This is a genomic window from Streptomyces sp. NPDC002701 (assembly GCF_042889045.1).
Lineage (GTDB): Bacteria > Actinomycetota > Actinomycetes > Streptomycetales > Streptomycetaceae > Streptomyces.
Genome location: NZ_JBIAQL010000019.1, coordinates 12,672 through 35,726, shown reverse-complemented (window position 1 = coordinate 35,726; position 23,055 = coordinate 12,672). Strand labels below are relative to the sequence as shown.

General features: G+C 71.6%; 26 protein-coding genes. 8 read left to right on the top strand and 18 right to left on the bottom strand.

What is annotated here, in order from left to right:
• Positions 1-15: 15 nt before the first annotated feature.
• Both ACFYXC_RS33170 and ACFYXC_RS33165 read right to left on the bottom strand, forming a co-directional pair.
• Complete coding sequence (locus ACFYXC_RS33170; protein WP_388921728.1) at positions 16-474, bottom strand: Lrp/AsnC family transcriptional regulator; 459 nt, start codon at positions 472-474, stop codon at positions 16-18.
• Positions 475-568: 94 nt separating this feature from the next.
• Complete coding sequence (locus tag ACFYXC_RS33165) at positions 569-1,249, bottom strand: UbiX family flavin prenyltransferase (RefSeq protein ID WP_389555868.1); 681 nt, start codon at positions 1,247-1,249, stop codon at positions 569-571.
• Positions 1,250-1,514: 265 nt separating this feature from the next.
• Between ACFYXC_RS33165 and ACFYXC_RS33160 the strand changes: the two genes are divergently transcribed.
• Positions 1,515-1,985 (top strand): nuclear transport factor 2 family protein, encoded by a 471-nt coding sequence (locus ACFYXC_RS33160; RefSeq protein WP_389555866.1) that lies wholly within the window; start codon positions 1,515-1,517, stop codon positions 1,983-1,985.
• 55 nt (positions 1,986-2,040) lie between these two features.
• Positions 2,041-2,661, top strand: a complete 621-nt coding sequence (locus ACFYXC_RS33155; protein ID WP_389555865.1) for a TetR/AcrR family transcriptional regulator — start codon at positions 2,041-2,043, stop codon at positions 2,659-2,661.
• A gap of 14 nt (positions 2,662-2,675) precedes the next feature.
• On the opposite strand, the gene ACFYXC_RS33150 is transcribed toward ACFYXC_RS33155, so the two are convergent.
• Together ACFYXC_RS33150 and ACFYXC_RS33145 are read right to left on the bottom strand one after the other, a co-directional pair.
• Complete coding sequence (locus ACFYXC_RS33150) at positions 2,676-2,969, bottom strand: hypothetical protein (protein ID WP_388921716.1); 294 nt, start codon at positions 2,967-2,969, stop codon at positions 2,676-2,678.
• On the bottom strand, positions 2,966-3,238 hold the full coding sequence (locus tag ACFYXC_RS33145) for a hypothetical protein (protein WP_389555862.1): 273 nt from the start codon (positions 3,236-3,238) through the stop codon (positions 2,966-2,968). Before ACFYXC_RS33145 ends, ACFYXC_RS33150 begins: the two co-directional genes overlap by 4 nt.
• Before the next feature lie 153 nt (positions 3,239-3,391).
• On the opposite strand from ACFYXC_RS33145, the gene ACFYXC_RS33140 reads away from it, so the two are divergent.
• Both ACFYXC_RS33140 and ACFYXC_RS33135 read left to right on the top strand, forming a co-directional pair.
• Positions 3,392-3,661, top strand: a complete 270-nt coding sequence (locus tag ACFYXC_RS33140) for a GntR family transcriptional regulator (RefSeq protein ID WP_388921953.1) — start codon at positions 3,392-3,394, stop codon at positions 3,659-3,661.
• A 130-nt stretch (positions 3,662-3,791) separates the two neighbouring features.
• Positions 3,792-4,364, top strand: a complete 573-nt coding sequence (locus ACFYXC_RS33135) for a Uma2 family endonuclease (protein ID WP_388921710.1) — start codon at positions 3,792-3,794, stop codon at positions 4,362-4,364.
• 45 nt (positions 4,365-4,409) lie between these two features.
• Here the strand turns inward: ACFYXC_RS33135 and mqnP are convergent, their stop codons facing one another.
• Positions 4,410-5,330 carry a menaquinone biosynthesis prenyltransferase MqnP gene (mqnP, locus tag ACFYXC_RS33130; protein ID WP_389555861.1) on the bottom strand — a complete coding sequence of 307 codons (921 nt, stop codon included), beginning with the start codon at positions 5,328-5,330 and terminating at the stop codon, positions 4,410-4,412.
• A complete protein-coding gene (locus ACFYXC_RS33125; protein ID WP_389555859.1) occupies positions 5,327-6,781 on the bottom strand; it encodes a menaquinone biosynthesis decarboxylase in 1,455 nt (484 codons plus the stop codon). The genes mqnP and ACFYXC_RS33125 overlap by 4 nt, the downstream gene beginning before the upstream one ends.
• 99 nt (positions 6,782-6,880) lie before the next feature.
• Between ACFYXC_RS33125 and ACFYXC_RS33120 the strand changes: the two genes are divergently transcribed.
• The gene (locus tag ACFYXC_RS33120) at positions 6,881-7,261 is read left to right on the top strand and encodes a PLD nuclease N-terminal domain-containing protein (protein ID WP_389555858.1); all 381 of its coding nucleotides are present in this window, start codon (positions 6,881-6,883) and stop codon (positions 7,259-7,261) included.
• Positions 7,262-7,281: 20 nt separating this feature from the next.
• Here the strand turns inward: ACFYXC_RS33120 and ACFYXC_RS33115 are convergent, their stop codons facing one another.
• The 4 genes from ACFYXC_RS33115 to ACFYXC_RS33100 form a co-directional block, all read right to left on the bottom strand.
• On the bottom strand, positions 7,282-7,797 hold the full coding sequence (locus ACFYXC_RS33115) for a hypothetical protein (RefSeq protein WP_389555857.1): 516 nt from the start codon (positions 7,795-7,797) through the stop codon (positions 7,282-7,284).
• Positions 7,781-8,272: an RNA polymerase sigma factor gene (locus ACFYXC_RS33110; RefSeq protein WP_388921696.1), complete on the bottom strand. Its 492-nt coding sequence runs from the start codon at positions 8,270-8,272 to the stop codon at positions 7,781-7,783. Before ACFYXC_RS33110 ends, ACFYXC_RS33115 begins: the two co-directional genes overlap by 17 nt.
• Positions 8,273-8,478: 206 nt before the next feature.
• Entirely contained in the window at positions 8,479-9,117 is a 639-nt protein-coding gene (locus ACFYXC_RS33105) for a class F sortase (RefSeq protein ID WP_389555854.1), read from the bottom strand.
• Complete coding sequence (locus ACFYXC_RS33100; protein ID WP_389555852.1) at positions 9,114-9,479, bottom strand: sortase-dependent protein; 366 nt, start codon at positions 9,477-9,479, stop codon at positions 9,114-9,116. The genes ACFYXC_RS33105 and ACFYXC_RS33100 overlap by 4 nt, the downstream gene beginning before the upstream one ends.
• A gap of 310 nt (positions 9,480-9,789) precedes the next feature.
• On the opposite strand from ACFYXC_RS33100, the gene ACFYXC_RS33095 reads away from it, so the two are divergent.
• Together ACFYXC_RS33095 and ACFYXC_RS33090 are read left to right on the top strand one after the other, a co-directional pair.
• Positions 9,790-10,788 (top strand): aldo/keto reductase, encoded by a 999-nt coding sequence (locus tag ACFYXC_RS33095; RefSeq protein WP_389555964.1) that lies wholly within the window; start codon positions 9,790-9,792, stop codon positions 10,786-10,788.
• Positions 10,789-11,001: 213 nt separating this feature from the next.
• Positions 11,002-13,191: a hypothetical protein gene (locus ACFYXC_RS33090; protein WP_389555851.1), complete on the top strand. Its 2,190-nt coding sequence runs from the start codon at positions 11,002-11,004 to the stop codon at positions 13,189-13,191.
• Between the two features lie 48 nt (positions 13,192-13,239).
• Here ACFYXC_RS33090 and ccsB read toward each other — a convergent pair whose 3' ends face one another.
• From ccsB to hemL, 7 genes are all read right to left on the bottom strand, one after another.
• The gene (gene ccsB, locus ACFYXC_RS33085; protein ID WP_389555849.1) at positions 13,240-14,379 is read right to left on the bottom strand and encodes a c-type cytochrome biogenesis protein CcsB; all 1,140 of its coding nucleotides are present in this window, start codon (positions 14,377-14,379) and stop codon (positions 13,240-13,242) included.
• Positions 14,376-16,328, bottom strand: a complete 1,953-nt coding sequence (locus ACFYXC_RS33080) for a cytochrome c biogenesis protein ResB (protein ID WP_389555848.1) — start codon at positions 16,326-16,328, stop codon at positions 14,376-14,378. Before ACFYXC_RS33080 ends, ccsB begins: the two co-directional genes overlap by 4 nt.
• A gap of 3 nt (positions 16,329-16,331) precedes the next feature.
• Positions 16,332-17,099, bottom strand: a complete 768-nt coding sequence (locus tag ACFYXC_RS33075) for a cytochrome c biogenesis CcdA family protein (protein ID WP_388921678.1) — start codon at positions 17,097-17,099, stop codon at positions 16,332-16,334.
• Positions 17,100-17,105: 6 nt separating this feature from the next.
• Positions 17,106-17,729: a TlpA family protein disulfide reductase gene (locus ACFYXC_RS33070; protein WP_389555847.1), complete on the bottom strand. Its 624-nt coding sequence runs from the start codon at positions 17,727-17,729 to the stop codon at positions 17,106-17,108.
• 45 nt (positions 17,730-17,774) lie between these two features.
• A complete protein-coding gene (locus ACFYXC_RS33065) occupies positions 17,775-19,019 on the bottom strand; it encodes a hypothetical protein (protein ID WP_389555846.1) in 1,245 nt (414 codons plus the stop codon).
• Between the two features lie 300 nt (positions 19,020-19,319).
• Positions 19,320-19,994, bottom strand: coding sequence for a histidine phosphatase family protein (locus ACFYXC_RS33060; protein ID WP_389555844.1), 675 nt, complete (start codon positions 19,992-19,994; stop codon positions 19,320-19,322).
• A complete protein-coding gene (gene hemL / locus ACFYXC_RS33055; protein ID WP_389555843.1) occupies positions 19,991-21,310 on the bottom strand; it encodes a glutamate-1-semialdehyde 2,1-aminomutase in 1,320 nt (439 codons plus the stop codon). The genes ACFYXC_RS33060 and hemL overlap by 4 nt, the downstream gene beginning before the upstream one ends.
• A gap of 139 nt (positions 21,311-21,449) precedes the next feature.
• Here hemL and ACFYXC_RS33050 point away from each other — a divergent pair, with 139 nt between their 5' ends.
• Positions 21,450-22,112 carry a hypothetical protein gene (locus tag ACFYXC_RS33050; protein WP_388921663.1) on the top strand — a complete coding sequence of 221 codons (663 nt, stop codon included), beginning with the start codon at positions 21,450-21,452 and terminating at the stop codon, positions 22,110-22,112.
• 122 nt (positions 22,113-22,234) lie between these two features.
• Here ACFYXC_RS33050 and ACFYXC_RS33045 read toward each other — a convergent pair whose 3' ends face one another.
• A complete protein-coding gene (locus ACFYXC_RS33045; RefSeq protein WP_389555841.1) occupies positions 22,235-23,053 on the bottom strand; it encodes an SAM-dependent methyltransferase in 819 nt (272 codons plus the stop codon).
• Between the last annotated feature and the right edge of the window lie 2 nt (positions 23,054-23,055).

Below are 23,055 nucleotides of genomic sequence, written 5' to 3'. Positions count from 1 at the left end.
CCGTACTCCCCCGCCCTACTGCTCCTCCTCGGGCAGCTCGCCCACCCGGTTCTCCCACTTCGTGGAGAGCACGATGGTGGTACGCGTCCGGGAGACGCCCTTGGTCCCGGACAGACGCCGGATGGTCCGCTCCAGGCCGTCCACGTCGGAGGCCCGCACCTTGAGCATGAAGGAGTCGTCACCGGCGATGAACCAGCAGTCCTCGATCTCGTTCAGGTCCTTCATCCGGCGGGCCACGTCCTCGTGGTCGGCGGCGTCGGAGAGCGAGATGCCGATGAGGGCGGTGACGCCGAGACCGAGCGAGGCCGAGTCGACCGTCGCGCGGTAGCCGGTGATGACCCCGGCGGCCTCAAGGCGGTTGATGCGGTCGGTGACGCTGGGTCCCGACAGTCCGACGAGGCGTCCCAGCTCCGCGTAGGAGGCCCGGCCGTTCTCCCGGAGAGCCTGGATGAGCTGCCTGTCCACCGCGTCCATGCGATCGATAGCCTTCCGCTGAAAAGTTCCTGAGATGAGTGGTACTGATCCGCTGTGCTCGGGTGGTGCGCTGTGCTTGGGTGGCGCGCCGTGTTCAGGTGGTGCGGGAGCCGCCGAGTTCGCCCTCCCAGCGGCGGTAGAGCGTGTGCCCGACGCCCGCCGCGTCCAGCACGCGCCCGGCGACGAAGTCCACCAGGTCCTGGATGTGCGTGGCCCCCGCGTAGAACGCCGGGGAGGCCGGCAGGACGGTCGCGCCCGCGTCGTCGAGCGTCACCAGGTGCCGCAGGGTCTGCCCGTTCAGCGGGGTCTCCCGGACGGCGACGACCAGCTTGCGCCGCTCCTTGAGGGTGACGCTCGCGGCCCGCTGCAGCAGGTCCTTGGAGAGGCCGAGCGCGACTCCGGCGACACACGCGGTGGAGGCGGGCACGATCAGCATGCCCTTGGCGGGGTACGAGCCGGAGGACGGCCCCGCCGCCAGATCCCCCGCGCTCCAGTGGCGTACGTCGGCGAGACGTTCGCCGGGGACCTCGAAGGTGCCGAGCTTGCCGTCGGCCCCGCGGGCCAGCCACTCCCGCAGGTCGTCGCGCCAGTGGGCGTCCCTGAAGCTGATCCCGGTCTCGTCGAGCAGGGTGAGCCGCGAGGCACGGCTGACGACCAGGTCGACGCTCTCACCGGCGTCGAGGAGGGCGCGCAGCACGGCCGCCGCATACGGCGTTCCGGACGCACCGGAGACCCCCACGATCCAAGGCCGCCGCTGTGTTTCTCCTGCGTTCACACCCCGAGCCTACCGGCGCGACGACCCCGCCTCGGGACCGGCGGCGGGCCCGGGGGTCACCGGGCCCGCCGGCCTCCGGGCAGGCGAGTTGGCGCACGACATCCCACCCGACTTGTTTTTGCGACAACCTGTCGTAATGTTTACGACAGGTTGTCGCATAAAGAGGCGGTGGCGGCGGCGACAGCTGCTGCGCGCGCATGCCACCGCGAGAGCCGACAGGACGGCCGCCGCGCCGTCGTTCGCTGAACGGAAAGGCCCCACCCCCATGAACGCCACCGATCGAGCCGACATCATCCAACTGCTGGGCCGTTACGCCGACATCGCGGATCTGAAGGAGTTCGACGAACTGCCCGGCCTCGTCCTCACCGATCCGCTCACCGTCGATTTCGAGTCGGTCGCCGGCATACCGCCGATGGAGACGCCGCTCGGCGCCTACGCCGAGATCCTCCGTGGCGCCTTCGCGCCCTTCACGGCGACCCACCACGCCATCACGGGCCACGTCGTCGACATCGACGGCGACCGCGCTACGGTCCACGCGCACGTCCGTGCCGAGCACTGGCTGCCGGAAGAACTCACCGGCGGCGGGCCCAACCGCTGGCTGGTGGTCGGCTTCTACGACAACGAGGCGGTCCGCACCGCGGACGGCTGGCGCCTGAGCCGGGTGAAGCTCACCGCGTCGTACCAGGAGAACGCGCAGCTGGCGAGCGCGGCACTGCCCTCCGAGCCGGCGCGCTAGGGGCCAAGACCGAACCCGGGCGCCGGGGCGGGCGCGGTGGAAGGAGAATGGCCGGATGCCGCGTATCCGGGGAGCCAGCATCGAGGAACACCACGAGATGGTGTGGGCCGACCTCGCCGAGGCGACGCGGCAGTTGCTGCTGGAACGCGACTACGAATCGATCACCATGGGTCACATCGCGACCCGGGCCGGCCTCGCGCGCAACACGCTGTACAACTACGCACGCGACAAGAGGGCGCTGGTCCTGGCGCTGACCCACAGGGCCAGTCGGCCCATGGTCGAGCGGGTGGCCGCGGTCGCCGCGCGGTCCGCGGACCCGGCGGCGGAGCGGATGCGGGAGATCATCGAGGCCGTCCTGGAGACGTCCACGGACCAGTCCATGCAGCCGATGTTCCGGCCGGGCTCCGGCCCGCTCGTCGACGAGCTGCCCAAAGGGCCGGACAGCCCGTTCCACGCGGTCGTGGTCGAGATCGAGAACGTCGTCCGGGACGGCATCGCGCGCGGAGAGTTCCGCGACGTGGGCGACGTGCCCCTCACGGTGGAACTGCTGTCCGGCGCCATGCGTGCGGGCGCGGAGCGCATCAGCCGGGACCCGGCCGCCTTCACGGCCACGGTCCGCACGGCGCGGGAGATCGTCCTGGCCGCCCTGGTCCACCCCTCGGCCCAGGACGCGTAGACCGGTCTCCCGCCCTACCCCCCTGACCGCCGCGCGGCGGAGGCGATGCGCAGGGTGTTCGTGAGGGCCTGCGTCAGTTCCGCCACCAGATGACGCAGCTCGACCGGTCCGGCGTCGTCGGTCAGCTCGCGGGCGTGGCCGAGCAGTACGGCGGCCATCTCCAGGTGGGTGGCCTCGACCACGTCGGCGAGCCGCGAGACCGGCCCCGGCCGTTCCGGGTCGGCGACGACGTAGGCGGGGCCGCCGCCCGCACTCGTCCAGGGCAGCAGCCTGAGCGCTTCGGCCCCGTCGTGGCTCCGGGCGCTCACGCCGCCTCCGCCCCCGCCCCGCGGGTCAGGCAGAACTCCCGCGGCAGGTAGGGCCGCACGACCGGGGACGCGCTCCCGTCGAGGGGAGCCCCGCTCCAGCGCCCGGCGCGTCGATGGACGCGCGCCCGGACCTGGGGCACCGCGTCCCCCTTACGGTGCCGGCCACCGCCCGCCGCGGGCCCCGTGGTCCGCGCCAGGACCAACAGCACCCCAAGGGCGGCCACCCGAAAACTCACCCAGGGAATCAGAGCAGGGATAAACTCGGACATGCGTCAGCTCCTTACAAGCTGGTGCCGTGCCCCGGGGCGACTCCAATCGCCGCCGGGGTTTTGCACGTCCAACATAGCGTAAGAAATCTACAGGATTCTAGGGTGAACTAGAGATCGATTACTGTGGCATACCTAGAACACTATGGGTGGGTGATGGAGTTCGAGCCGGACGTACCCAGGTGGCGCCAAGTGGCGGCCGTGATCCGTGATCGCATCGAGGACGGCACCTACCCGCCGCGCAGCCGTGTGCCCTCGGTGCAGGCGATCGTCGAGGAGTTCGGCATCGCCACGGCCACCGCGGCCAAGGTGAACGTGGGCCTGAAGAAGGAAGGGCTCGTCTACACCGAGATCGGCATGGGCTCATTCGTCTCCCCCGATGCCCCGGCGCTCATCGCGAAGGCCCGCGCCGAAGCCGACTCCTGACCGCCGGCCGCGGATGCGGTGGTGTGCGCGAGTACGCGGACCCGCCTAGGCTGTCGGCCGATGCGCGGCCGGTGTCCGCAGTCCGGGATCAGGGCCCCCGACCAACTCCTCAAGGCGTGTGGAGGAAGCCATGACCGCCGAACTTCCCGACTGGATGATCCCGCCCAGGCCGAGTGGCTGGGAGGCGGACGACCTGGACAACCTTCCCCAGGCGCCTCGGCACACCGAACTCATCGACGGAGCCCTGATCTTCATGATGTCTCCGCAGCGGTCATGGCACTCCCGGCTCGTGGAGAACCTCACCCTCGCCCTGCGCCAGGCAGCTCCCCAGGGCTTCGAGGCCGAGCGCGAGATGACGGTCCGCCTCGACCGGAAGAGCCGCCCCGAGCCCGACATCCTGGTCTCCACCGTCGCGTACGACCCCGACCGCACCTGGTACGCACCCGAAGACGTCGCGCTCGTCGTCGAGGTCGTCTCGGAGGAGTCGGCGGACCGTGACAGGTCCCTGAAGCCCTTCAAGTACGCCGGCGCCCGGATCGGGCACTTCTGGCGCATCGAGGACGAGGCCGGAGCACCCACCGTCCACACCTACGAACTCGACGCCATGACGAGTACCTACGTGCCCACCGGCATCCATCGAGGCCGGCTGAAGGTCTCCGTCCCCTTCTCCCTCGACATCGATCTCGACGCCCTCGTACCGTGATTCCGGCCGAGGGCTCGACCCGGCCCGGACTCGGTCACCGCGGCGCTAGACCGTCAGCCCCCGCACCAGCAGATCCAGCAGCGCGCAGATGAACAGTGCGATGCCGATGAAGCCGTTGACCTGGAAGAACGCTCTGTTCAGGCGGGTCAGGTCGGTCGGGCGGACGATGGTGTGCTCGTAGACGAACGCCGCCGCCACGATCAGCAGGCCCAGCCAGAAGAAGACACCCGCGTCCGTGGCCAGCGCGAACCAGACGAAGAGTGCGGTCGTGACCGCGTGGCAGGCGCGGGCGCCCCAGACCGCGGCCGGGATGCCGAAGCGGGCCGGGACCGACTTCACGCCGACCTCGCGGTCCGTCTCCACGTCCTGGCAGGCGTAGATCAGGTCGAAGCCGCCGATCCAGACGCCGACCGCGAGGCCCAGGATCACCGCGTCCCAGGACCACTCACCCGTGATCGCCAGCCAGCCGCCGATCGGGCCCATGGCCTGGGCGAGGCCGAGGATCGCCTGCGGGAAGTTCGTGAACCTCTTGCCGTACGGGTAGACCACCATCGGGATCACCGCGACGGGGGCGAGGGCCAGGCACAGGGGGTTCAGGAGCGCCGCCGCCCCGAGGAACACCACCAGGGCGACCAGCGCGCCCGTCCACGCGTGCTTCACCGACATCGCGCCGGTGACCAGCTCACGGTGGGCCGTACGCGGATTGCGGGCGTCGATCTCCCGGTCGATGATCCGGTTCGCGGCCATCGCGAAGGTACGCAGCCCGACCATCGCGACGGTGACGAGGAGCAGCCGGCCCCAGTGGATGTTCTCGTCCAGCTCGTACATCGCCGTCAGGGACGCGATGTACGCGAACGGCAGCGCGAAGACGGAGTGCTCGATCATGACCAGCCGCAGGAACGCCTTGGTCCGGCCCGGCTGGGGCTGTGGCTGGGGCTGCGGGACCGCCGCCGATGCGCTGCTCACGAGAGTCCGTACTCCTTCCAGCGGCGGTCGACCTTCGCCGCCGTCTCCGGGTCCGGGAGGACCATCTCGGGCCAGCCGCCGTCCCGGGTGTAGCCCTCCTCGGGCCACTTCCTCGTGGCGTCGATCCCCGCCTTGCCGCCCCAGAACTGCTGGTACGAGGAGTGGTCGAGGTGGTCGACCGGCCCCTCGACGATGCTGAGGTCCCGCGCGTAGTCCGTGTTGCCCAGCGCGCGCCACGCCACCTCGTGCAGGTCGTGGACGTCGCAGTCGGCGTCGACGACCACGATCAGCTTGGTCAGCGACATCATGTGGGCACCCCAGACGGCGTGCATGACCTTCTGCGCGTGCTTCGGGTACTTCTTGTCGATCGCGACGATCGCGCAGTTGTGGAAGCCGCCCGCCTCGGGGAGGTGGTAGTCCACGATGTCCGGCACGATGATCTTGAGGAGGGGCAGGAAGAAGCGTTCCGTCGCGCGGCCGAGCGGGCCGTCCTCCGTCGGCGGGCGGCCGACCACGATCGACTGGAGGAGCGGGCGCCTGCGCGTCGTCACGCAGTCGATCGTCAGCGCCGGGAAAGGCTCCTGCGGCGTGTAGAAGCCCGTGTGGTCGCCGAAGGGGCCCTCGGGGAGCATCTCGCCCGGCTCCAGCCAGCCCTCGATGACGACCTCGGCCTGCGCCGGCACCTGGAGCGGCACCGTCTTGCAGTCGACCATCTCGATCCGCTTGCCCTGGAGGAACCCGGCGAAGAGGTACTCGTCGATGTCCCCGGGGAGGGGCGCGGTGGAGGCGTACGTCACCGCAGGCGGGCAGCCGAAGGCGATCGCGACCGGCAGCCGCTCGCCCCGGCGCGCGGCCACCTGGTAGTGGTTGCGGCTGTCCTTGTGGATCTGCCAGTGCATGCCGATGGTGCGCTTGTCGTGGCGCTGCAGCCGGTAGAGGCCGAGGTTGCGGATGCCGGACTCGGGGTCCTTGGTGTGCGTGAGCCCCAGGTTGAAGAAGGACCCGCCGTCCTGCGGCCAGGTGAACAGCGCGGGCAGGGCGTCCAGGTCGACGTCGTCACCGCGGAGCACCACCTCCTGGACCGGCGCGTCCTTCACCTTCTTCGGCGGTACGTGCGTCATGGCGCCGAGCTTCCCGAAAGCCTCGCGCACCCCGACGAACCCCTGCGGCAGCTCGGGCTTCAGCAGCCCGCCGATCTTGTCGCTGATGTCCGCGTACGACTTCAGGCCGAGCGCCTTGAGCAGCCGGCGGTCCGTCCCGAAGACGTTCATCGCGAGCGGCATCGCCGAACCGCGCACGTTCTCGAAGAGCAGGGCGGGGCCGCCGGCCTTCTGGACGCGGTCGACGATCTCCCCGACCTCCAGATACGGGTCCACCTCGGCCTTGATGCGCTGGAGGTCGCCCTCGCGCTCCAGCGCCCGGAGCAGGGAGCGAAGATCGTCGTAAGCCATGCGTTCCAGTATCGGCTACTCGCTACGCTGGCTCCGTAAGGGGGGCCGCTCAGCCGGCCCCGATGTCCGGAAGCGTTTCCACAGCAGGGGGACCACCGCATGCTTCGGGTGCTGATGATCCTGGTGCCGCTGGCACTCAGCATCTACGCGTTCATCGACTGCATCACCACCGATGAGAAGGACGTCCGCTACATCCCGAAGCCCCTCTGGGCGATCCTCGTGCTGCTGTTCCCGCTCGTCGGCTCCATCTCCTGGCTGATCGTCGGCCGCGCCCGCACCCCGCGCGGCACCTCACCGGCCCGCCGGGGCGGCTGGGTCGCGCCCGACGACAACCCCGACTTCCTCAAGTCCCTCGACGACAACGACAAGAAGGACGCCGACAAGAAGGACGTCGGCAAGAAGGACGTCGGCAAGAAGGACGCCGACAAGGACGACACCGGCGGCGAGGGACCCGAGGACACGGCCCCGCCGAAGCCCTGACGGGCGGCGGCTGACGGCCGTCAGCCGCTCTGGGGCGCGGGGCCGGCCGGGTCCGTGGCCTTCGACGGCCGCTGGGCCGTCGGAGTCGGTACCGGTGTCGGCGCCGAGGTCGGACCCGTCGCACCCGCTTCCGTCGGCGGCATGCTCGGGGCGACCGCGGGAGGACTCGTCCGCGCGCCGGTGCCCGCGGTCGGGGTCGTCCCGGCGGCCCGGGACTTCGCCGGCGCGGGCGACGGCGGCGCCGAAGAGGCGGGCGGGACCGGCGAACTGCTCGACGGCGGCGGGGCGAGGGGAACGGTCGGGGAGACGGGCCGGTCGGGTGCCGTCAGCAGGGCCGGCAGCGCCACGGCGACGGTGACGGCACACACCAGGCCCGCCCCGGCCGCCGCCCGGAGCAGCTTTCTGCGGGCCGCGCCGCGGCGGATCGCCTCGTACCGGCCGGGCGGCGGACCGAGGTGGTCGGAGGCGGGCCGCAGGATGACGGCGAGCGGGTCGTCGGGGTCGAAGTCCGGGCCGTCGTCAGAGTGTGTGATCAAGGCTTCTCCTCAGATGGGCGCGGAGCAGTTCTCGGGCCGCGTGCAGATCGGCCTTGACGGTTCCTTCCTTGCGCCCGGTCAGCGCGGACACCTCCCGGATCGGCATGTCAGCGTAGTAGTGCAGCAGGATCGGGACGCGCAGCCGTTCGGGCAGCGACTGCACGAGCAGGCGCACCGAGGGATCGGCCGGTTCGGTGCCGGGCCGGACGGCGGCCTCGACCGTCGCCCGGTGCACCGCCCTGCGCTCCCGTTCCAGCTTGCGCCAGTGGTCCCGCACGAGGTTGGCGGCGGTGACGTAGAGGAAGCCGCGGGGCTCCGCCACGGAGGTCCAGCGGGCCCACAGCCGGGTGAACGCCTCCGAGGCGATCTCGTGGGCCGTCCCGTCGTCGTCGACCAGGCGGCGGCACCAGCCGGCGAGGCGCGGGTAGAGGGCGGCGAACAGCTCGGACGCTGCCTCCTCGCGGGACCGTTTCACCACTCTCCAGGCCGTGACGTCGATCGTGGGACTCGTGGCATCCGGGAAGTTCCCGGAACTCGTAGGGCTCGTAGGGCTCGTAGGGCTCGTAGGGCTCGTAGGGCTCGTAGGGCTCGTAGAGGAGGATCCCGGGCCGTCGGTGTACGGTTCCGCCGGCCCGGGATCCTCCGCGCGGGCCGGGGCCGCGCGGGCCGGGGAGGTGCCGGTCAAGTGCTTCCCGGGCTCAGCTCGGCGAAGACGATCACACTGTCGCGGTACCCGTCCTTGCTGCGCGGACCGCCGCACGTGATGAGCCGCAGCTCGGGGCGGCCCACGTCCCCGTAGACGTCGTCCGTCGGGAACTCCGCCTGGGCGACCGTCCGTACGCCACTGACGGTGAAGCGGGCCGTCGTGCCGTTCTCCAGACGCGCCATGACCCGGTCGCCCGGCCGCAGGCGCGTGAGACGACGGAAGACGCCGTCCCCGTACGTGCCGGCCGTGACGTGGCCGAGGATCACCGACGGACCCACCTGGCCGGGCGTCGGCGAGTGCCGGTACCAGCCCGCCCGGTCGTCGGCCTCGATCGGGGGCACCTGCACACTGCCGTCCGCGGCCAGCCCCAGCCGCATCACCGGGGTGTCGACCTCGATGGCCGGGATCCTCAGCCGCACCGGCACCGAACGCGCGAGGGCGCGCCCCGGCTTCCCGGAGTCCCGTGACGTCTTCCCGGCGGAGTCCGAGGACGGCGGGCTCTCGCGGCGGGCGGTGCCGGCCCCGTCGGCCTTGCCGCCCCCTCCCCCACCGCAGCCCACGAGCAGAGAGGCCGTCGCCGCGGCGACGAAGGCGCGCCTGGAGGGCAGGGTCATGCCCCGGTCGCCCGTCGGCGGCGTACGACGTAGACCGCCGCCCCGCCGAGCGCGAACGCCGCGGCGGCGCTCCCGCCGATCAGGCCGCCCTCGCCGCCGGAGTCCGTCGGCGCCACACCGGTGTCGGGCGCTCCGCTCGGTACGCGGGACACCTCGCCCGGGGCCGGCGCCTTGGTCGGTGCGACCGTCGGCTCGGTGCTCGGGGGCTCGGACGGGACCGGGCTGGCGGTCTTCGCCGCTTCGGGGCTCGGCGCCTGGGCGGTGGGCACGGGGCTGGGGGACGTGTCGGCGAACGCGGGCACCGTGCTCGCCAGCACGGCGGTGCAGGCAAGTGCCAGGGCACTGAGGACAGTTCGGCGCATGAAGAAGCTCTCTCTCGTCGGTCTCGTCGGTCTCGTCAGTCGCGTTGGTCTCGTCGGCCGTACCGGACTGGCCGGTCCCGTCCGCGCACGCCGGTCAAGGACACGGCGGGCTAAGTGCGTCGGGGATCGAGCGGAGAGACGAGGCAGCACCTGGACGGGTTGTAAAGAAAAGGCAAAGTCCGGTCGGCGTCGCCCGGCGGCGACTGTGGTTGTGATTGCGGTGGTGGCCGCGACTGCGGCCGCGGTCGCCCGCGACGGCCACGCCGGCAGGCACACCGGCGCCCACCCCGACGGAAGGCGGCACAGCCCGATGAGAGCCGACGAACTCGTACCGCTGGGCCGCACGGGGCTGCGGGTCAGCCGCCTCGGGCTGGGGCTCGCCTCCCTCGGCGGGCTGTTCGAGCCGGTGCCGCCGGAGCAGGCGGCCGCCGTCCTCGACACCGCCTGGGACCTCGGCATCCGGCTGTACGACACGGCCCCGGTGTACGGGTACGGGCGGTCCGAGACCCGTACCGGAGCCGCTCTCGCGGTACGGCCGCGTGCCGCGTTCGTGCTGTGCACCAAGGTGGGGCGGATCATCGAGCCGGGCGGTCCCGACACCCAGCCGATCTGGGCGGACCCGCCGGCCGGTGTCGGGCCGCGGCTCGACTACTCGTACGCCGGGGTGCTGCGGTCGGTCGAGGAGAGTCTGGAGCGGCTGGGACTCGACCGGGTCGACGTCCTCCATGTGCACGACCCCGACGAGGACTTCGGCGCCGCGGTCTCGCAGGCGTACCGCGCGCTGGCCGACCTGCGGGCCGCGGGGGTCGTCGGCGCCGTCTCGATCGGCGTCAACCACGCTCCCGTCGCCGCCCGTTTCCTGCGGGAGGCCGCGCCGCCCGGCCCCGACTGCGTCCTGCTCGCCGGGCGTCACACCCTCCTCGACCGCTCGGGGCTCGACGAGTTGCTGCCCCTGTGCGCCGAGCGCGGCGTCGCCGTCATGGCCGCGGGCGTCTACCAGTCCGGGCTGCTCGCCGACCCCCGCCCCGGGGGGCCGCACGGATACGCCTCCGTACCCGCCGAACTGGCCGCGCGCATCCGTGCGTTACGGAAGGTGTGCGCGGACTTCGGCGTCCCGCCGCTCGCCGCGGCCGTGCAGTTCCCGCTCGGCCACCCGGCCGTCACGAGCGTCGTGGTCGGCGCCCGCACACCGGAGGAGGTGGCACAGAACGTGCGGCTCTTCGGTCACCCCGTCCCGGCGGACTTCTGGACCGCCCTGAAAACAGCGAACCTCCTGGCGTGGGACACCCCGACACCGTCCGGCCACTGACCGGGGCGCGCGGATCGGTCGGCCCGGCGTGAAGGGCGTCATGGGCGCCCCCGGGCCGGTGTTCCGCGGTCGGACTCCGTCGGCGGCGCCGACATTTACGGACGCCGAGCGACAGCACTCGGTCCACTCCGAAGCAACGCCCCCTGGCCGCCCCACGGTTGATACACCTCACCTCGACACCAGAACCGGACACGGGCCCCAGGGGGAGATGCGGTGCGCAGAGGGCTGCACGGCCGAGGGGCGCTGTTCGACACGGAGCCGCCCGGCCTCGCGCCACGGCTCGTCGGGCTGCGCCCGTTCCAGCACGGACAGAGCCCGTACGAGCATCCGAAGGACCTCCCCTTCGTGGTGTTCGCCGGCGCCCGCGGGCTCGGCAAGAGCACGTTGCTGGCCGAACTGCGGGCCGCGTACCAGGGGCACACGCCCGTCGCGCTGATCGACTGCGAGGCGGACGAGTTCACCGGGCCGCCCGCCCGACGGCCGCGCGAGGTCTGGTCGCCCGTGTCCCAGGCGCTGGTGACGATCGCCGAGCAGCTGGCGGAGCCGGTGGCCGACGCCGGGCGGATACCCTTCCCGCGCCTCGCGGCGGGCCTGCTGGCCGTCGCGGCGGGCGGCTGGAACGACCGGGACGTGCCGCGCATCCGCCAGGAGGCCGAGCGCATCCTGCTGCTGAACGACACGGACTCGTGGGTCGGCACCATCGCGGGCCGCTGGGTCGGCCGGGTGTCGGCCAGACTGACCGACGCGCTGGCCGACGCCCTGACCGGCTCGCTGTCCGGCACGGGACCGGTGGTCGAGCCGGTCATCGAGGCCACCCTGGAAGCCTTCTCCGAAGGGGTCTCGCCCACGCACCGCCGGCTGCGCAAGGCCGCCACCTGGTACCGCGACCACCCGAACGCCGGCGGCAACCCCAAGCTCGGACTCCTCCTGCTCTCGGGGCACTTCAGGGCGGGCGGCGACGCGCGCACCCACGCCGAGGGCCATCTCGTACGGGCCCTGCTGGCCGACCTCGACGACGCGTACGGCGGTTCGCTGCCGCGCGGGCACCGGGCCGGACGCCCGGTGGTCCTCATCGACAACGCGCAGAGCACACCGGGTGTCGGGCTGATCGGAGCGGTCCTGCGCGACCGGGCCGGCGGCATCGCCGACCGGGTGGCGTTCTTCGCCGGACTGCGCGGCCACGGTCATCCGGCGCTGCGCAACGCGACCCGCAGCACCCTGTCCGAACTGGCCCGCACCAGCGGCTGGGAGCCCGGCGGCACGGCGTCGTCCCGGGCCCTGCTCGTGCCGCTGTCGCCGCTGTCGCCCGACGACACCCCGCGGGTCGTCGAGGCGGCCTGCCGCGGGCTGGCCGTACCGTCCCGGCTGCCGCACGCCGCCCACCGGCTGACCGGCGGCAGCCCGCTCGGCACCGCCCTGCTCGCCGAGTCCGCCCGGCAGAACCTGCCGCGGGGCGCCGTCACCCCCGGCGACCTGCTCACCGCACGCCTCGTACCGCGACCGGAGGACGACGGGCCGGAGGGCGAAGGACCGCAGCACGACGGCCGCCCCGCCTACCGCGAGCTCCTCGACCGCCTGGTGCCGGGCGACCGCCGGACCGAACTGGCGCTGCTGGCCGTCGCCCACGACCACGAGTCGGCGTGCGCGCTGGCCGCGGCCCGGCTCCCCGCCGGCTTCGGCGCGGCGGGGGTGCTCGCCCTGGAGGCACGGTTCGCCGAGGAGGGCCTGCCCACGGTGCCCGGGCAGTTCGTCGGCGACCCGCTGCTGCGGGCGCTGCTGCTGCTGGACCTGTACCGCAGGGAACCGGACCACGACACCTGGAAGGCCGCCCACCGCACCCTCATACACCACTACACGGACACTCCGGACGGTCCGGGCGGTCCGGGCGGTCCGGGCGGTCCGGACAGCTCGGATGCCCCCGGCGCCCCAGCGGGCAGGGAGCAGCGCGTCCTCTACCGGCTGCACCACGAACTCGCCCTCGGAGCCGCCGAGTCGGCCGTCACGTATCTGCGCGACACCTTCCACCGCGTCGATCCGCGGGAGTGGCTGGCCGCGCTGGCCTTCCTCTCGTCGGCGCCGTACCGTCCCGGCACCGCCCCGGACGGACGAGGCGGTCCGGGGACCGACGACCGGGCCCCGGTCGCGCTCGGCAGGGTCGGCACGGGACCCCGGCCGCCGGAGGGCGCGGACACCGCGCTGCACCTGAGGATGCGCCGGCTCCTGTACGGGCTCTGGCAGGTGACCGACCCGCTGATGCTGCCGGACCCGGTCGTCGCCGAGCGGCTGCGGTCCGAGCTGGAGCAGCTGTCGAGGCTCCGGCCCGCGGACGCCGAGCCGCTGCGGCGGGCCTCCCGGCACTGGCCCAAGGACGCCCTGGCGGGCCGGCCCCTGCGCCTCTGCTAGCTGTCAGGACGTGCCGGAAGGGTTCTCGTCAGGGCGTGCCCAACGGGTTCAGACGCCCGCGTACGAGTGCTTGCCGGAGACGAAGATGTTCACGCCGTAGTAGTTGAACAGCCAGCAGGCGAAGGCGACGAGCGCGATGTACGCGGCCTTGCGGCCCTTCCAGCCGGCCGTGGCACGGGCGTGCAGGTAACCGGCGTAGACGACCCAGGTGATGAACGACCAGGTCTCCTTCGGGTCCCAGCCCCAGTAGCGGCCCCACGCGTCGCCCGCCCAGATGGCACCGGCGATGATCGTGAACGTCCACAGCGGGAAGACGGCCGCGTTCACCCGGTACGAGAACTTGTCGAGCGACGCCGCGGCGGGGAGCCGCTCCAGCACCGAGGTCGCGAACCGCCCCGGCCGGCCGCCGGTCGCCAGCTTGTTCTCGTACGAGTCCTTGAAGAGGTACAGGATCGTGCCGACCGCGCCCACGTAGAAGACGGCACCGCAGAAGATGGCCGTGGAGACGTGGATGTACAGCCAGTACGAGTGCAGGGCGGGTACGAGCTGGTCGCTGGCGGTGTAGAGGACGGTGACGGCGAGACCGAGGTCCAGGAGGACCGTCGTCGTCAGGAAGAGACCCATCCAGCGGACGTTCTTCTTCATCGCGAGCAGCGCCAGGTACACACCGACGGCGACCGTGGAGAAGGTGATGTTGAACTCGTACATGTTGCCCCACGGCGCCCGCTGCACCGACAGGGCGCGGGCGAGCACACCGCCGAACGCGATGAGGAAGGCGAGCACGGTGAGGGACACGGCGATCCGGCCGTAGAGGTCCCCCTGCTCGTCCCCGCCGTGCGCGCCGGGCCCGTCCGGCACGTCACGCGCGCCGGCCGCGGCCCGGGTGACGACCTTGGGCCGCTCCAGCACGGCGGTGCCGCCCGCGTTCTGCACGGTGACCGCGGGTCCCGCCGCCTTCTTGGCATCCTTGGCGCCCCTGGCGTCCTGGCCGGCGGTCAGCGCGGCGGCCGTGCGGCCGACCTTGCTGCGGCTGCCGAGGAGCCATTCGGCGATGTACGCGAAGAAGGCCAGCGTGTAGACGGCCATCGCGGAGTAGATCAGCGTGTTGCTGAGGTTCGCGAGGTTCTCGTTGGTCGCGGCAGCCAGGTCGGTCGCGGCGGCGAGGTCGGTTGCGGCGGCGAGCGTCACTTCGTCTCAGCCCCTTCGGCAGGTGCGGCGGGAGGTTCGGGGTCGGGGGTCCGGCCGGCCGGGGCGGGCCCGGCGGCGGGGGTCTCGTTCTCCGGCTGGTCCGGGCTGTCGGGTGCGCCCGGGGCCAGGTCGTACAGGTGGCCGGCGAGGACACCCAGCTCCTCCGGGACCTTGGCGGACTCGCTGCGGCCGAGGCCCGCCATCTCGACGACCGTGACGCCGTCGGGGCCGGTCACCGCGCGCACCCAGACGCGGCGGCGCTGGATGAAGAGGGAGGCGGCGAGCCCGAAGATCGCGCCGAAGGCCCCGGCGAGGGCCCAGCCGGCGCCGGGCTGCCGGGTGACCTGGAAGTTCGCCCACTCCTTGATCCCCTTCTCGAAGGTGATCGAGCCGGCGCCGTCCGGGAGCTGCATGGTCTCGCCGGGCTTCAGGTTCTCCCGCAGCTGCGTGCCCTTGGCGTTCTTGAACTCCTTCAGGTTCTTCTTCTCCAGCTGGTACACGCTCTGCGGCAGACCCGCGTCGACGCCGAGGTCGCCGTGGTACGCCTCCAGGTTCAGCACCGGGTTCAGCAGCGCCGGGAACTGCGAGACCACCGCGGTGCCGTCCCCGCCGTACGCCGGGAGGAAGAACGCCTGGAAGCCGAGTTGCTCCCGCTCGCCCTCGGCGTTGCGGTAGCCGTCCATGACCTTGATCACGCCGGTCGAGGTGGAGTTGGAGTCGAGCGGCAGCAGCGGCACGGCCTGGCGGTAGACGACGTCGCCCTTGCCGTCCCGGACGGTGACGACGGGCGCGTAGCCGTGCGCGGTGAGGTAGACCTTCGAGTCGTCGATCTCCAGCGGCTCGTTGACCTTGACGGTCTTCTTCCGCTCCGCGCCGTCGGCACCCACGCTGTAGTCGACGGTCGCCTGGTAGGTGCGCGGGGTGCCCCTGTTGGGTCCCGTCTCCTCGTACGTGCCCTCGAAGTCCTTCAGGACGAAGCTGAACGGCTCCAGGTCGTCCGTGTCGAAGAGGCTCCCCGACTTGAAGTCGTCGTACTGCAGGAGGGTGTTGGCGAATCCGTCGCCCTCGACGACCAGTTTGTTGCCCTCGGACTTGAAGAGCTGGCCCCAGGCGAAGGCGGTCAGCATCACGATCAGCGCGATGTGGAAGGCGAGGTTGCCGACCTCCCGGAGGTAGCCCTTCTCGGCGGCGACCGCGTCCCCGGCGACATGGGCCCTGAAGCGCCGCTGCTTGAGGAGCTTCAGCGCCTCCTCGCGGACCTGCTCGGGTCCGGCCTCGGTCCGCCACGTCGTGTACGCGGGCAGCCGGGTCAGCAGCCGCGGCGCGCGCGGCGGGCGGCCGCGCAGCTGCCCGACGAACTGCCAGGTGCGGGGCACGATGCAGCCGATGAGCGAGATGAAGAGCAGGATGTAGATCGCGGAGAACCACGCGGAGCTGTAGACGTGGAACAGGCCGAGCTTCTCGTAGAGGGGTCCGAGTGTGGTGTGCCGGGCCTGGAAGTCGGCCACCTTCGTCTCGTCGGTCCCGGACTGCGGGATGAGCGAGCCGGGGATCGCGCCGAGCGACAGCAGGAAGAGCAGGAGCAGCGCGACCCGCATGGAGGTCAGCTGCCGCCAGATCCAGCGGGCCCAGCCGAGGGCCTCGCGGCCGGTCCACACGAGCCATCCCGTGGCGCCGGGGGCCCGCGTGCCGCCGAAGGAGCCGGGCATCGCCGTCTCCCCGGGCGCGGTGGAGAGCTGGGCTCCGGCGTCACCGAGCTCGCCGGCGTCCCGCGCGGCGGTGTCGTTCCCGCCGTTCGGGCCGGCGTCCCGCGCGGCGGTGTCGTTCCCGCCGTTCGGGCCGGCGTCCCGCGCGGCGGTGTCGTCAACGCCGTTCGGGCCGCCGCCGTTGCCGTCGCTCCTGCCGTTCCCGCCGTCGGTCCGCACGTCAGTGTCCCGTGTCGTGCCCATGAGTCAGACCCCTACCGTGAAGCCGTCGGACCAGCCCTGCATCTCCTGCACGATGCTGTCCCACGCGCCGGTCAGCAGGAGCAGACCGGTCGCGATCATCATGCCGCCGCCGATACGCATCACCCACACGTAGTGGCGCTTGACCCAGCCGAAGGCCCCGAGCGCCTTGCGGAAGGCGATCGCCGCGACGACGAAGGGCACGCCCAGACCGACGCAGTACGCGACCGTCAGTATGGCCCCGCGTCCGGCGCTCGCCTGGTCGGAGGAGAGCGCCAGCACGGAGGCGAGCGTCGGGCCGATGCAGGGCGTCCAGCCGATGCCGAACAGCGCGCCCAGCACGGGAGCGCCGACCAGCCCGGCGACCGGCCGCTTGTGGAAGCGGAACTCGCGCTGGGTCAGCCAGGGCATCATGCCCATGAAGAAGACGCCCATGACGACCATGAGCACGCCGAGCACCTTGGACATGACGTCCTTGTGCTCCTGCAGCGTCGAGCCGAAGTAGCCGAAGAGGGCCCCGCCGGAGACGAAGACCGCGGTGAAGCCGATCACGAACAGCGAGGCGCCCGCGACCATCCGGCCGCGCCGTGCCTCGGCCAGGTCGGTGCCGCTGATCCCGGTGACGTACGAGAGGTAGCCGGGCACGAGCGGCAGCACGCACGGCGAGAAGAAGGACACGAGCCCGCCGAGGACGGCGATCGGTACGGCGAGCACCAGCGCCCCGGTGAGGACGGTCTGGTTGGGGTCGGTGCCGGCGGCGACGAGAAGGGACACGAGCGGTCACTTCTCCGCGAGGATCGGCTTGATCATCTTGCGCAGGTTCGCCTCGCTCAGGGCGGCCAGCGACCGGGAGGCGACCTTCCCGTCCCGGTCGAGCACGAGCGTGGAGGGGATCGCCTGCGGGTTGAGCGTGCCCTTCTCGAAGCGGAGCATCAGCTTGCCCGTGGGGTCGTACAGGCTCGGGTACTCGACGCCGTGTGCCTTCTCGAAGGCGATCGCGGGGGTGGTGCTGGTGTCGCGGGTGTTGATGCCGACGAACTGGACGCCCTGGTCCGCGAGGTCCTCGGAGACCTTGACGAAGTTCTTGGCCTCCAGACGGCACGGGCCGCACCAGGAGCCCCAGACGTTCAGGACGACGATCTTGCCCTTGTAGTCGGCGACGTCGAGCTGCTTGCCGTCGATGGTCTCGCCGGACAGGTCGGGGGCCTGGGCGCGGCTGCCCTTCTCGACCGTGGCGATGCCGTCGGAACCGGTGACGAAGCCGGTGTCCCCGGCCCCGCCGCTCTTGCCCCCGGAGCCGCACGCGGACAGGAGCAGTGCCGCGGCGACGGCGCCGCCGGTCAGCGCGGCGGCGCGGCTACGGGTCCGGTTCGTGCGCCGTGGGGCGCGGCTGGCGGCACTCATGTGAAAAGTTTCGCATGTCCGTTCCGGGGATCTTCCGCACCCCCCTCACGGCTGCCGGACGGCCCCGAGGAAGGTGTTCCAGCCGCCGGCCGGCTCCTGGCCCACACCCAGCGACCGCAGCTTCTCCAGGACGGCCTTGTCCTGCACGTCCAGCCAGTCCACGAACTGGCGGAACGACACCAGGCGTACGTCCTTCTTGCCGGCGATGTGCTGCAGCGCACCCTCGACGGCGTCCATGTAGATGCCGCCGTTCCAGTCCTCGAAGTGGTTGCCGACGAAGAAGGGGGCGCGGTTCGTCTCGTACGCGCGCGTGAAGCCCGCTATGTACGCGTCGGTCGCCTGCCTGCGCCAGGCCGGGTAGTTGGCGGGCGGGGCCTGGGTGGAGTTGACCGACTGGTTCGCGAGGATGTTGTAGTCCATCGAGAGGACCTCGAAGGTGTGGCCGGGGAAGGGGATGGCCTGGAGCGGCAGGTCCCACAGGCCCTCCTTCTTGCCGGGCCAGACCTGGAGGCCGCCGGGCGACGAGGCGTCGTAGCGCCAGCCGAGCTCGCGGGCGGTGGGCAGCAGGTTGCTCTGGCCCTTCAGGCAGGGGGTGCGGCCGCCGACGAGTTCCTTCTCGTAGTCGAAGGGCAGCGCGGGCACCTCGTCCTCGCTCCAGCCGGTGTTCGTCCGCCACTCCTTGACGAACGCCTTCGCCTGGGCGATCTCGCTCCTCCACTGGGCCGGCGTCCAGTTCTCGACCGTGCCGGTGCCGCCGCAGAAGTGGCCGTTGAAGTGGGTGCCTATCTCGTGCCCGTCGAGCCAGGCCCGCCGGAGGTTCCTCAGCGTCGACCTGATGTGGTCGTCCGTGAGATAGCCGATGTCGGACGCGCCGGGCGCGTTGTTCGGCGGGAGGTACTTCCGCTTTTTCGACTCGGGCAGGAGATAGATGCCGGAGAGGAAGAACGTCATACGCGCGTCGTGCTCTTCGGAGAGTTTCAGGAATCGCTCGAAGAGGCCGTTGCCGACGTCTCCCGCACCGTCCCAGGAGAAGACGACGAACTGCGGCGGGGTCTCGCCGGGTTCGAGTGGTACGGGCTCACCGGGCTGTCCGGGCTGCTTCCCGGTGAAGGAGGTGGAGCCGTCACCGAGGGGACGGGCGGGACGCCCGCCACCGCCGCCACCAGTGTGTCCGGAGTCTCCGACACCGCCGGCGCCGTCTCCCAGAGCCGTACCGCAGCCCGCGAGCCCCATGGCGGCCGCGGCCCCGGCTCCGAGCCCCAGCATTCCCCTTCGACTGATGTCGCGCATTTCCGTCCCCGTTCGTCGTGCCCGGCGCCCGAACAATCCGGACACCGGGTTAGAGGGCACGACGAACAGGGGGGTTCCCCATACACACGTATCTTCCGGTGACTGTCCGATGATGAATGTGTGACGGACAGAAGGAGAACCGCGACGACGAATCCCGCGTCCCGGCCGCACTCGCCCCCGAAGGGGCGCGGGGAACCGCGCGCCCAGCCCCCACGCACGGGCACGCGCACCGGCACCGGCACCGGCACCGGCACCGGCACCGGCACCGGCACGACGAAAAGCCGGGCGGAGCCGAAAAGGCTAGGCCCCGTACGCCTTGGACTTGCCCTTCACCGGCCGGGCCCCCGCGAGGAGATGCACCGGCACGAGCTCCCGCGCCGGCTCCGTGTAGCCCACGGACACGATCTTGTCCCCCTGGTACGTGAACGTGGTCAGCGAGGCCAGCGTGCACTGCCGCTTCCGCGGGTCGTGCCACAACCGCCGTCGCTCCACGAACGACCGCAGGATCCAGATCGGCAGCTGATGGCTGACGCACACGGCCTCGTGCCCCCGCGCCGCGTCCTTCGCGGCGTCCAGCGCCCCCATCATCCGTACGACCTGCTCCAGGTACGGCTCACCCCAGGACGGCTTGAACGGGTTGACCAGGTGCTTCCAGTTCTCCGGCCGGCGCAGCGCCCCGTCCCCGACCCCGAACGCCTTGCCCTGGAAGACGTTCTCCGCCTCGATCAGCCGGGCGTCGGTCGCGAGGTCCAGACCGCGCGACTCGGCGATCGGCACGGCCGTCTCCCGGGCCCGCTCCAGCGGGGAGGAGACGACGTGCGTGATGTCCCGCGGGGCGAGGTGCTCGGCGACCCGCTCGGCCATCCGCAGCCCGAGCTCGGACAGGTGGTAGCCGGGCAGCCGCCCGTAGAGCAGTCCGTCCGGGTTCTCGACCTCTCCGTGCCGCATCACGTGTACGACGGTGATGTCACTCATGCTGCCGTGGCCTCCGCTGCTGCCCGTGCCGCCGCCGGAAGGGCGTCGGCGATCCGCTGTACCGCCTGCTCGTCGTGCGCCGTCGACACGAACCAGGACTCGAACGAGGACGGCGGCAGGTAGACGCCCTGCGCCAGCATCGAGTGGAAGAAGGCGTTGAAGCGGTACGACTCCTGCGTCTTCGCGTCCTCGTAATTGCGTACGTCTTCCCCGGTGAAGAAGACGGAGAACATGTTGGACGCGTTCTGCAGTCTGTGCACCACACCTTCCTTGGTGAGGGCGTCGGTGACGAGCGTACGGATCTGCTCGGACACCGCGTCGACCCGGGCGTACGCGGCGTCGTCGAGCAGCCGGAGCTGGGCCAGTCCAGCGGCGGTCGCCACCGGGTTACCGGACAGCGTGCCGGCCTGGTAGACGGGGCCCACGGGCGCGAGGTGCGCCATCACGTCCCGGCGCCCGCCGAAGGCGGCGGCCGGGAAACCGCCGCCCATGACCTTGCCGAAGGTCATGAGGTCGGGCTCCACCCCGTCCACCCCGTACCAGCCGGCCCTGCTCGTGCGGAAGCCGGTCATGACCTCGTCGGAGATGTAGAGCGCGCCGTCCGCGGCGCAGGCGTCCTTCAGTCCCTGGTTGAAGCCGGGCAGCGGCGGCACGACGCCCATGTTGCCGGGTGACGCCTCGGTGATCACGCAGGCGATCTCGCCGGGATGCGCGCGGAAGGCCGCGCGGACGGCGTCGAGGTCGTTGTACGGCAGGACGATGGTGTCCCCGGCCTGGGCGCCGGTGACGCCCGGGGTGTCGGGGAGCGCGAAGGTGGCGACGCCGCTCCCCGCGGCGGCCAGCAGGGCGTCGACGTGCCCGTGGTAGCAGCCGGCGAACTTCACGACCTTGGCGCGGCCGGTGAACCCGCGCGCCAGACGGATGGCGGACATGGTCGCCTCGGTACCGCTGGACACCAGCCGGACCTGCTCGACCGGCCCGACCCGGGCGACGATCTCCTCGGCGAGCGCGACCTCACCCTCCCCCGGTGTCCCGAAGCTCGTGCCGCGGGAGACGGCGTCCTGGACCGCCGCGATCACTTCGGGGTGGGAATGGCCGAGGATCATCGGCCCCCAGGAACAAACGAGGTCGACGTACTCCCTCCCGTCGGCATCTGTCAGGTATGGACCGTTACCGGACACCATGAACCGGGGCGTACCGCCCACGGCGCGGAACGCGCGGACGGGAGAGTTCACGCCGCCGGGCGTCACGGCCGCCGCACGGTCGAAGAGAGTCTGCGAAACTGGGGCTTCGTACGGATAGCTCACACGGACCATGGTGTCAGAGGCTGCGAAGATCCTGCGGACAGGTGTTTCACCGCACGTTTCGGCGTGCGGCCGTGGGGGAGGTCACTGTCACGATGATCGGGTTGCGTGGCGGGGGTCGCGCATCCTAAAAAAGCAGTCGGGTGGAGATATGCATCGCGGTGGCGGACTGGGCGAGGGGACCGATGACCTCGGTCCTCGGCGTGCCCGGCGGGGGAAACACCGGCGCGAGGCGGAAGCGGCCGAAGCACGGCAGACTCAAGGGTCGCAGGGCGAACCTGAGCGGATCGAGCCGTCCGCGCGTATGGACGGTATGGACTACACGGACCGCGGGGCAGACCAGCTCAGGCCAGGAAGCAGCGGGAATGGTGGCCGGGTGGGGGTGACCTACAAATACTTCGGGGCACCGGACGGCGCGACCGCCGCCCGCGTCCCCATCTCCATGCGCCCGGAGGAGCTCGGCGGCGACGAGCTGGGTATGAACGGCATGTTCACGAAGATCAAGCCGGAGACGATGGCCGCGATGGTCCTCACCGGCATAGAGGGCATACCCCTGCACAAGGTGCCCCCGCTCGAACTGGTCGTGCTCCACCCGGACTACGCCGTCGTCAGGCTCCCCATGACCGTCGTCGACCCGCTCCGCGGCATCGGCGAGGAGGCCGTGGGCGCGGCCGCCTTCATCTGGTCCACGGTCCCGGACCGCGGCGGCCCCCGGGACGCGTTCAACGTCTACCAACTCCTGCACGAGTGGCAGGACTTCAGCCACCGCCTGCACGAGGCGGGGCATCAGCCGTACTGCCTGGTGTGGCCCTGAGCCGACAGGTCTGACGCGCACACCCCCTGCGGCGGTCGCCGTGGGGGGTGTGCGCGTCAGGGCGTGCGGGCCAGAGCGTGTGCGGCAGCGCTGTGGGGCAGGCCGTGGGCCGGGGCCGCGGGTCAGGGCTTGCGGCCCAGTCCTCCGTGCTGGCCGATCGGGGTCGGCTCACCGGCGCCGTCGGGATCCGGGCGCCACAGCGGGACCGACACGACTCCCGGCTCCACCATCTCCAGGCCCTCGAAGTACGCCTCGATCTGCGGCACGGGACGCAGGAAGTACGGGACCGCGCCGGTCTCGTTGTAGCCGTCCTGGGCCGCCTCGTAGGCCGGATCGGTGCCGCGCGAGCCGTCGTTGACGCACAGGTAGCTGCCCGACGGGAGCCCCGCCATCAGGTCGCGGACCAGGGCGCGGGCCTGGTCGTGGTCGGCGACGTGACCGAGGATGCCGCTGAGGATCAGCGCCGTCGGCCGGCTCAGGTCCAGGGTCTTGGCGGCGGCCTCCAGGATGAGGTCCGGTGCGAAGAGGCTGGCGTCCACGTAGTCGGTGGCCCCCTCCGGCGTGGAGGTGAGCAGCACGCGCGCGTGGGCGAGGACCAGCGGGTCGTTGTCGACGTAGACGACCTTGGCCTCCGGGGCGAGCCGCTGGGCGACCTCGTGGGTGTTGTCCACGGTCGGCAGGCCGGTGCCGACGTCCAGGAACTGCCGGATGCCCGCCTCCTCCACCAGGTGGCGGATGCTGCGCCCGAGGAAGGCGCGGCTGCTGCGGGCGATGGTCACGATGCCGGGGAAGACGTCGGTGTACGCGTCGCCGGCCTCCTCGTCCACTGGGTAGTTGTCCTTGCCGCCCAGCCAGTAGTTCCAGATCCGGGCCGAGTGCGGCACGGACGTGTCGATTCTCTGCCGAGGCTGCTGTCCCGCCGAGCTCTCGCGATCACTCATGG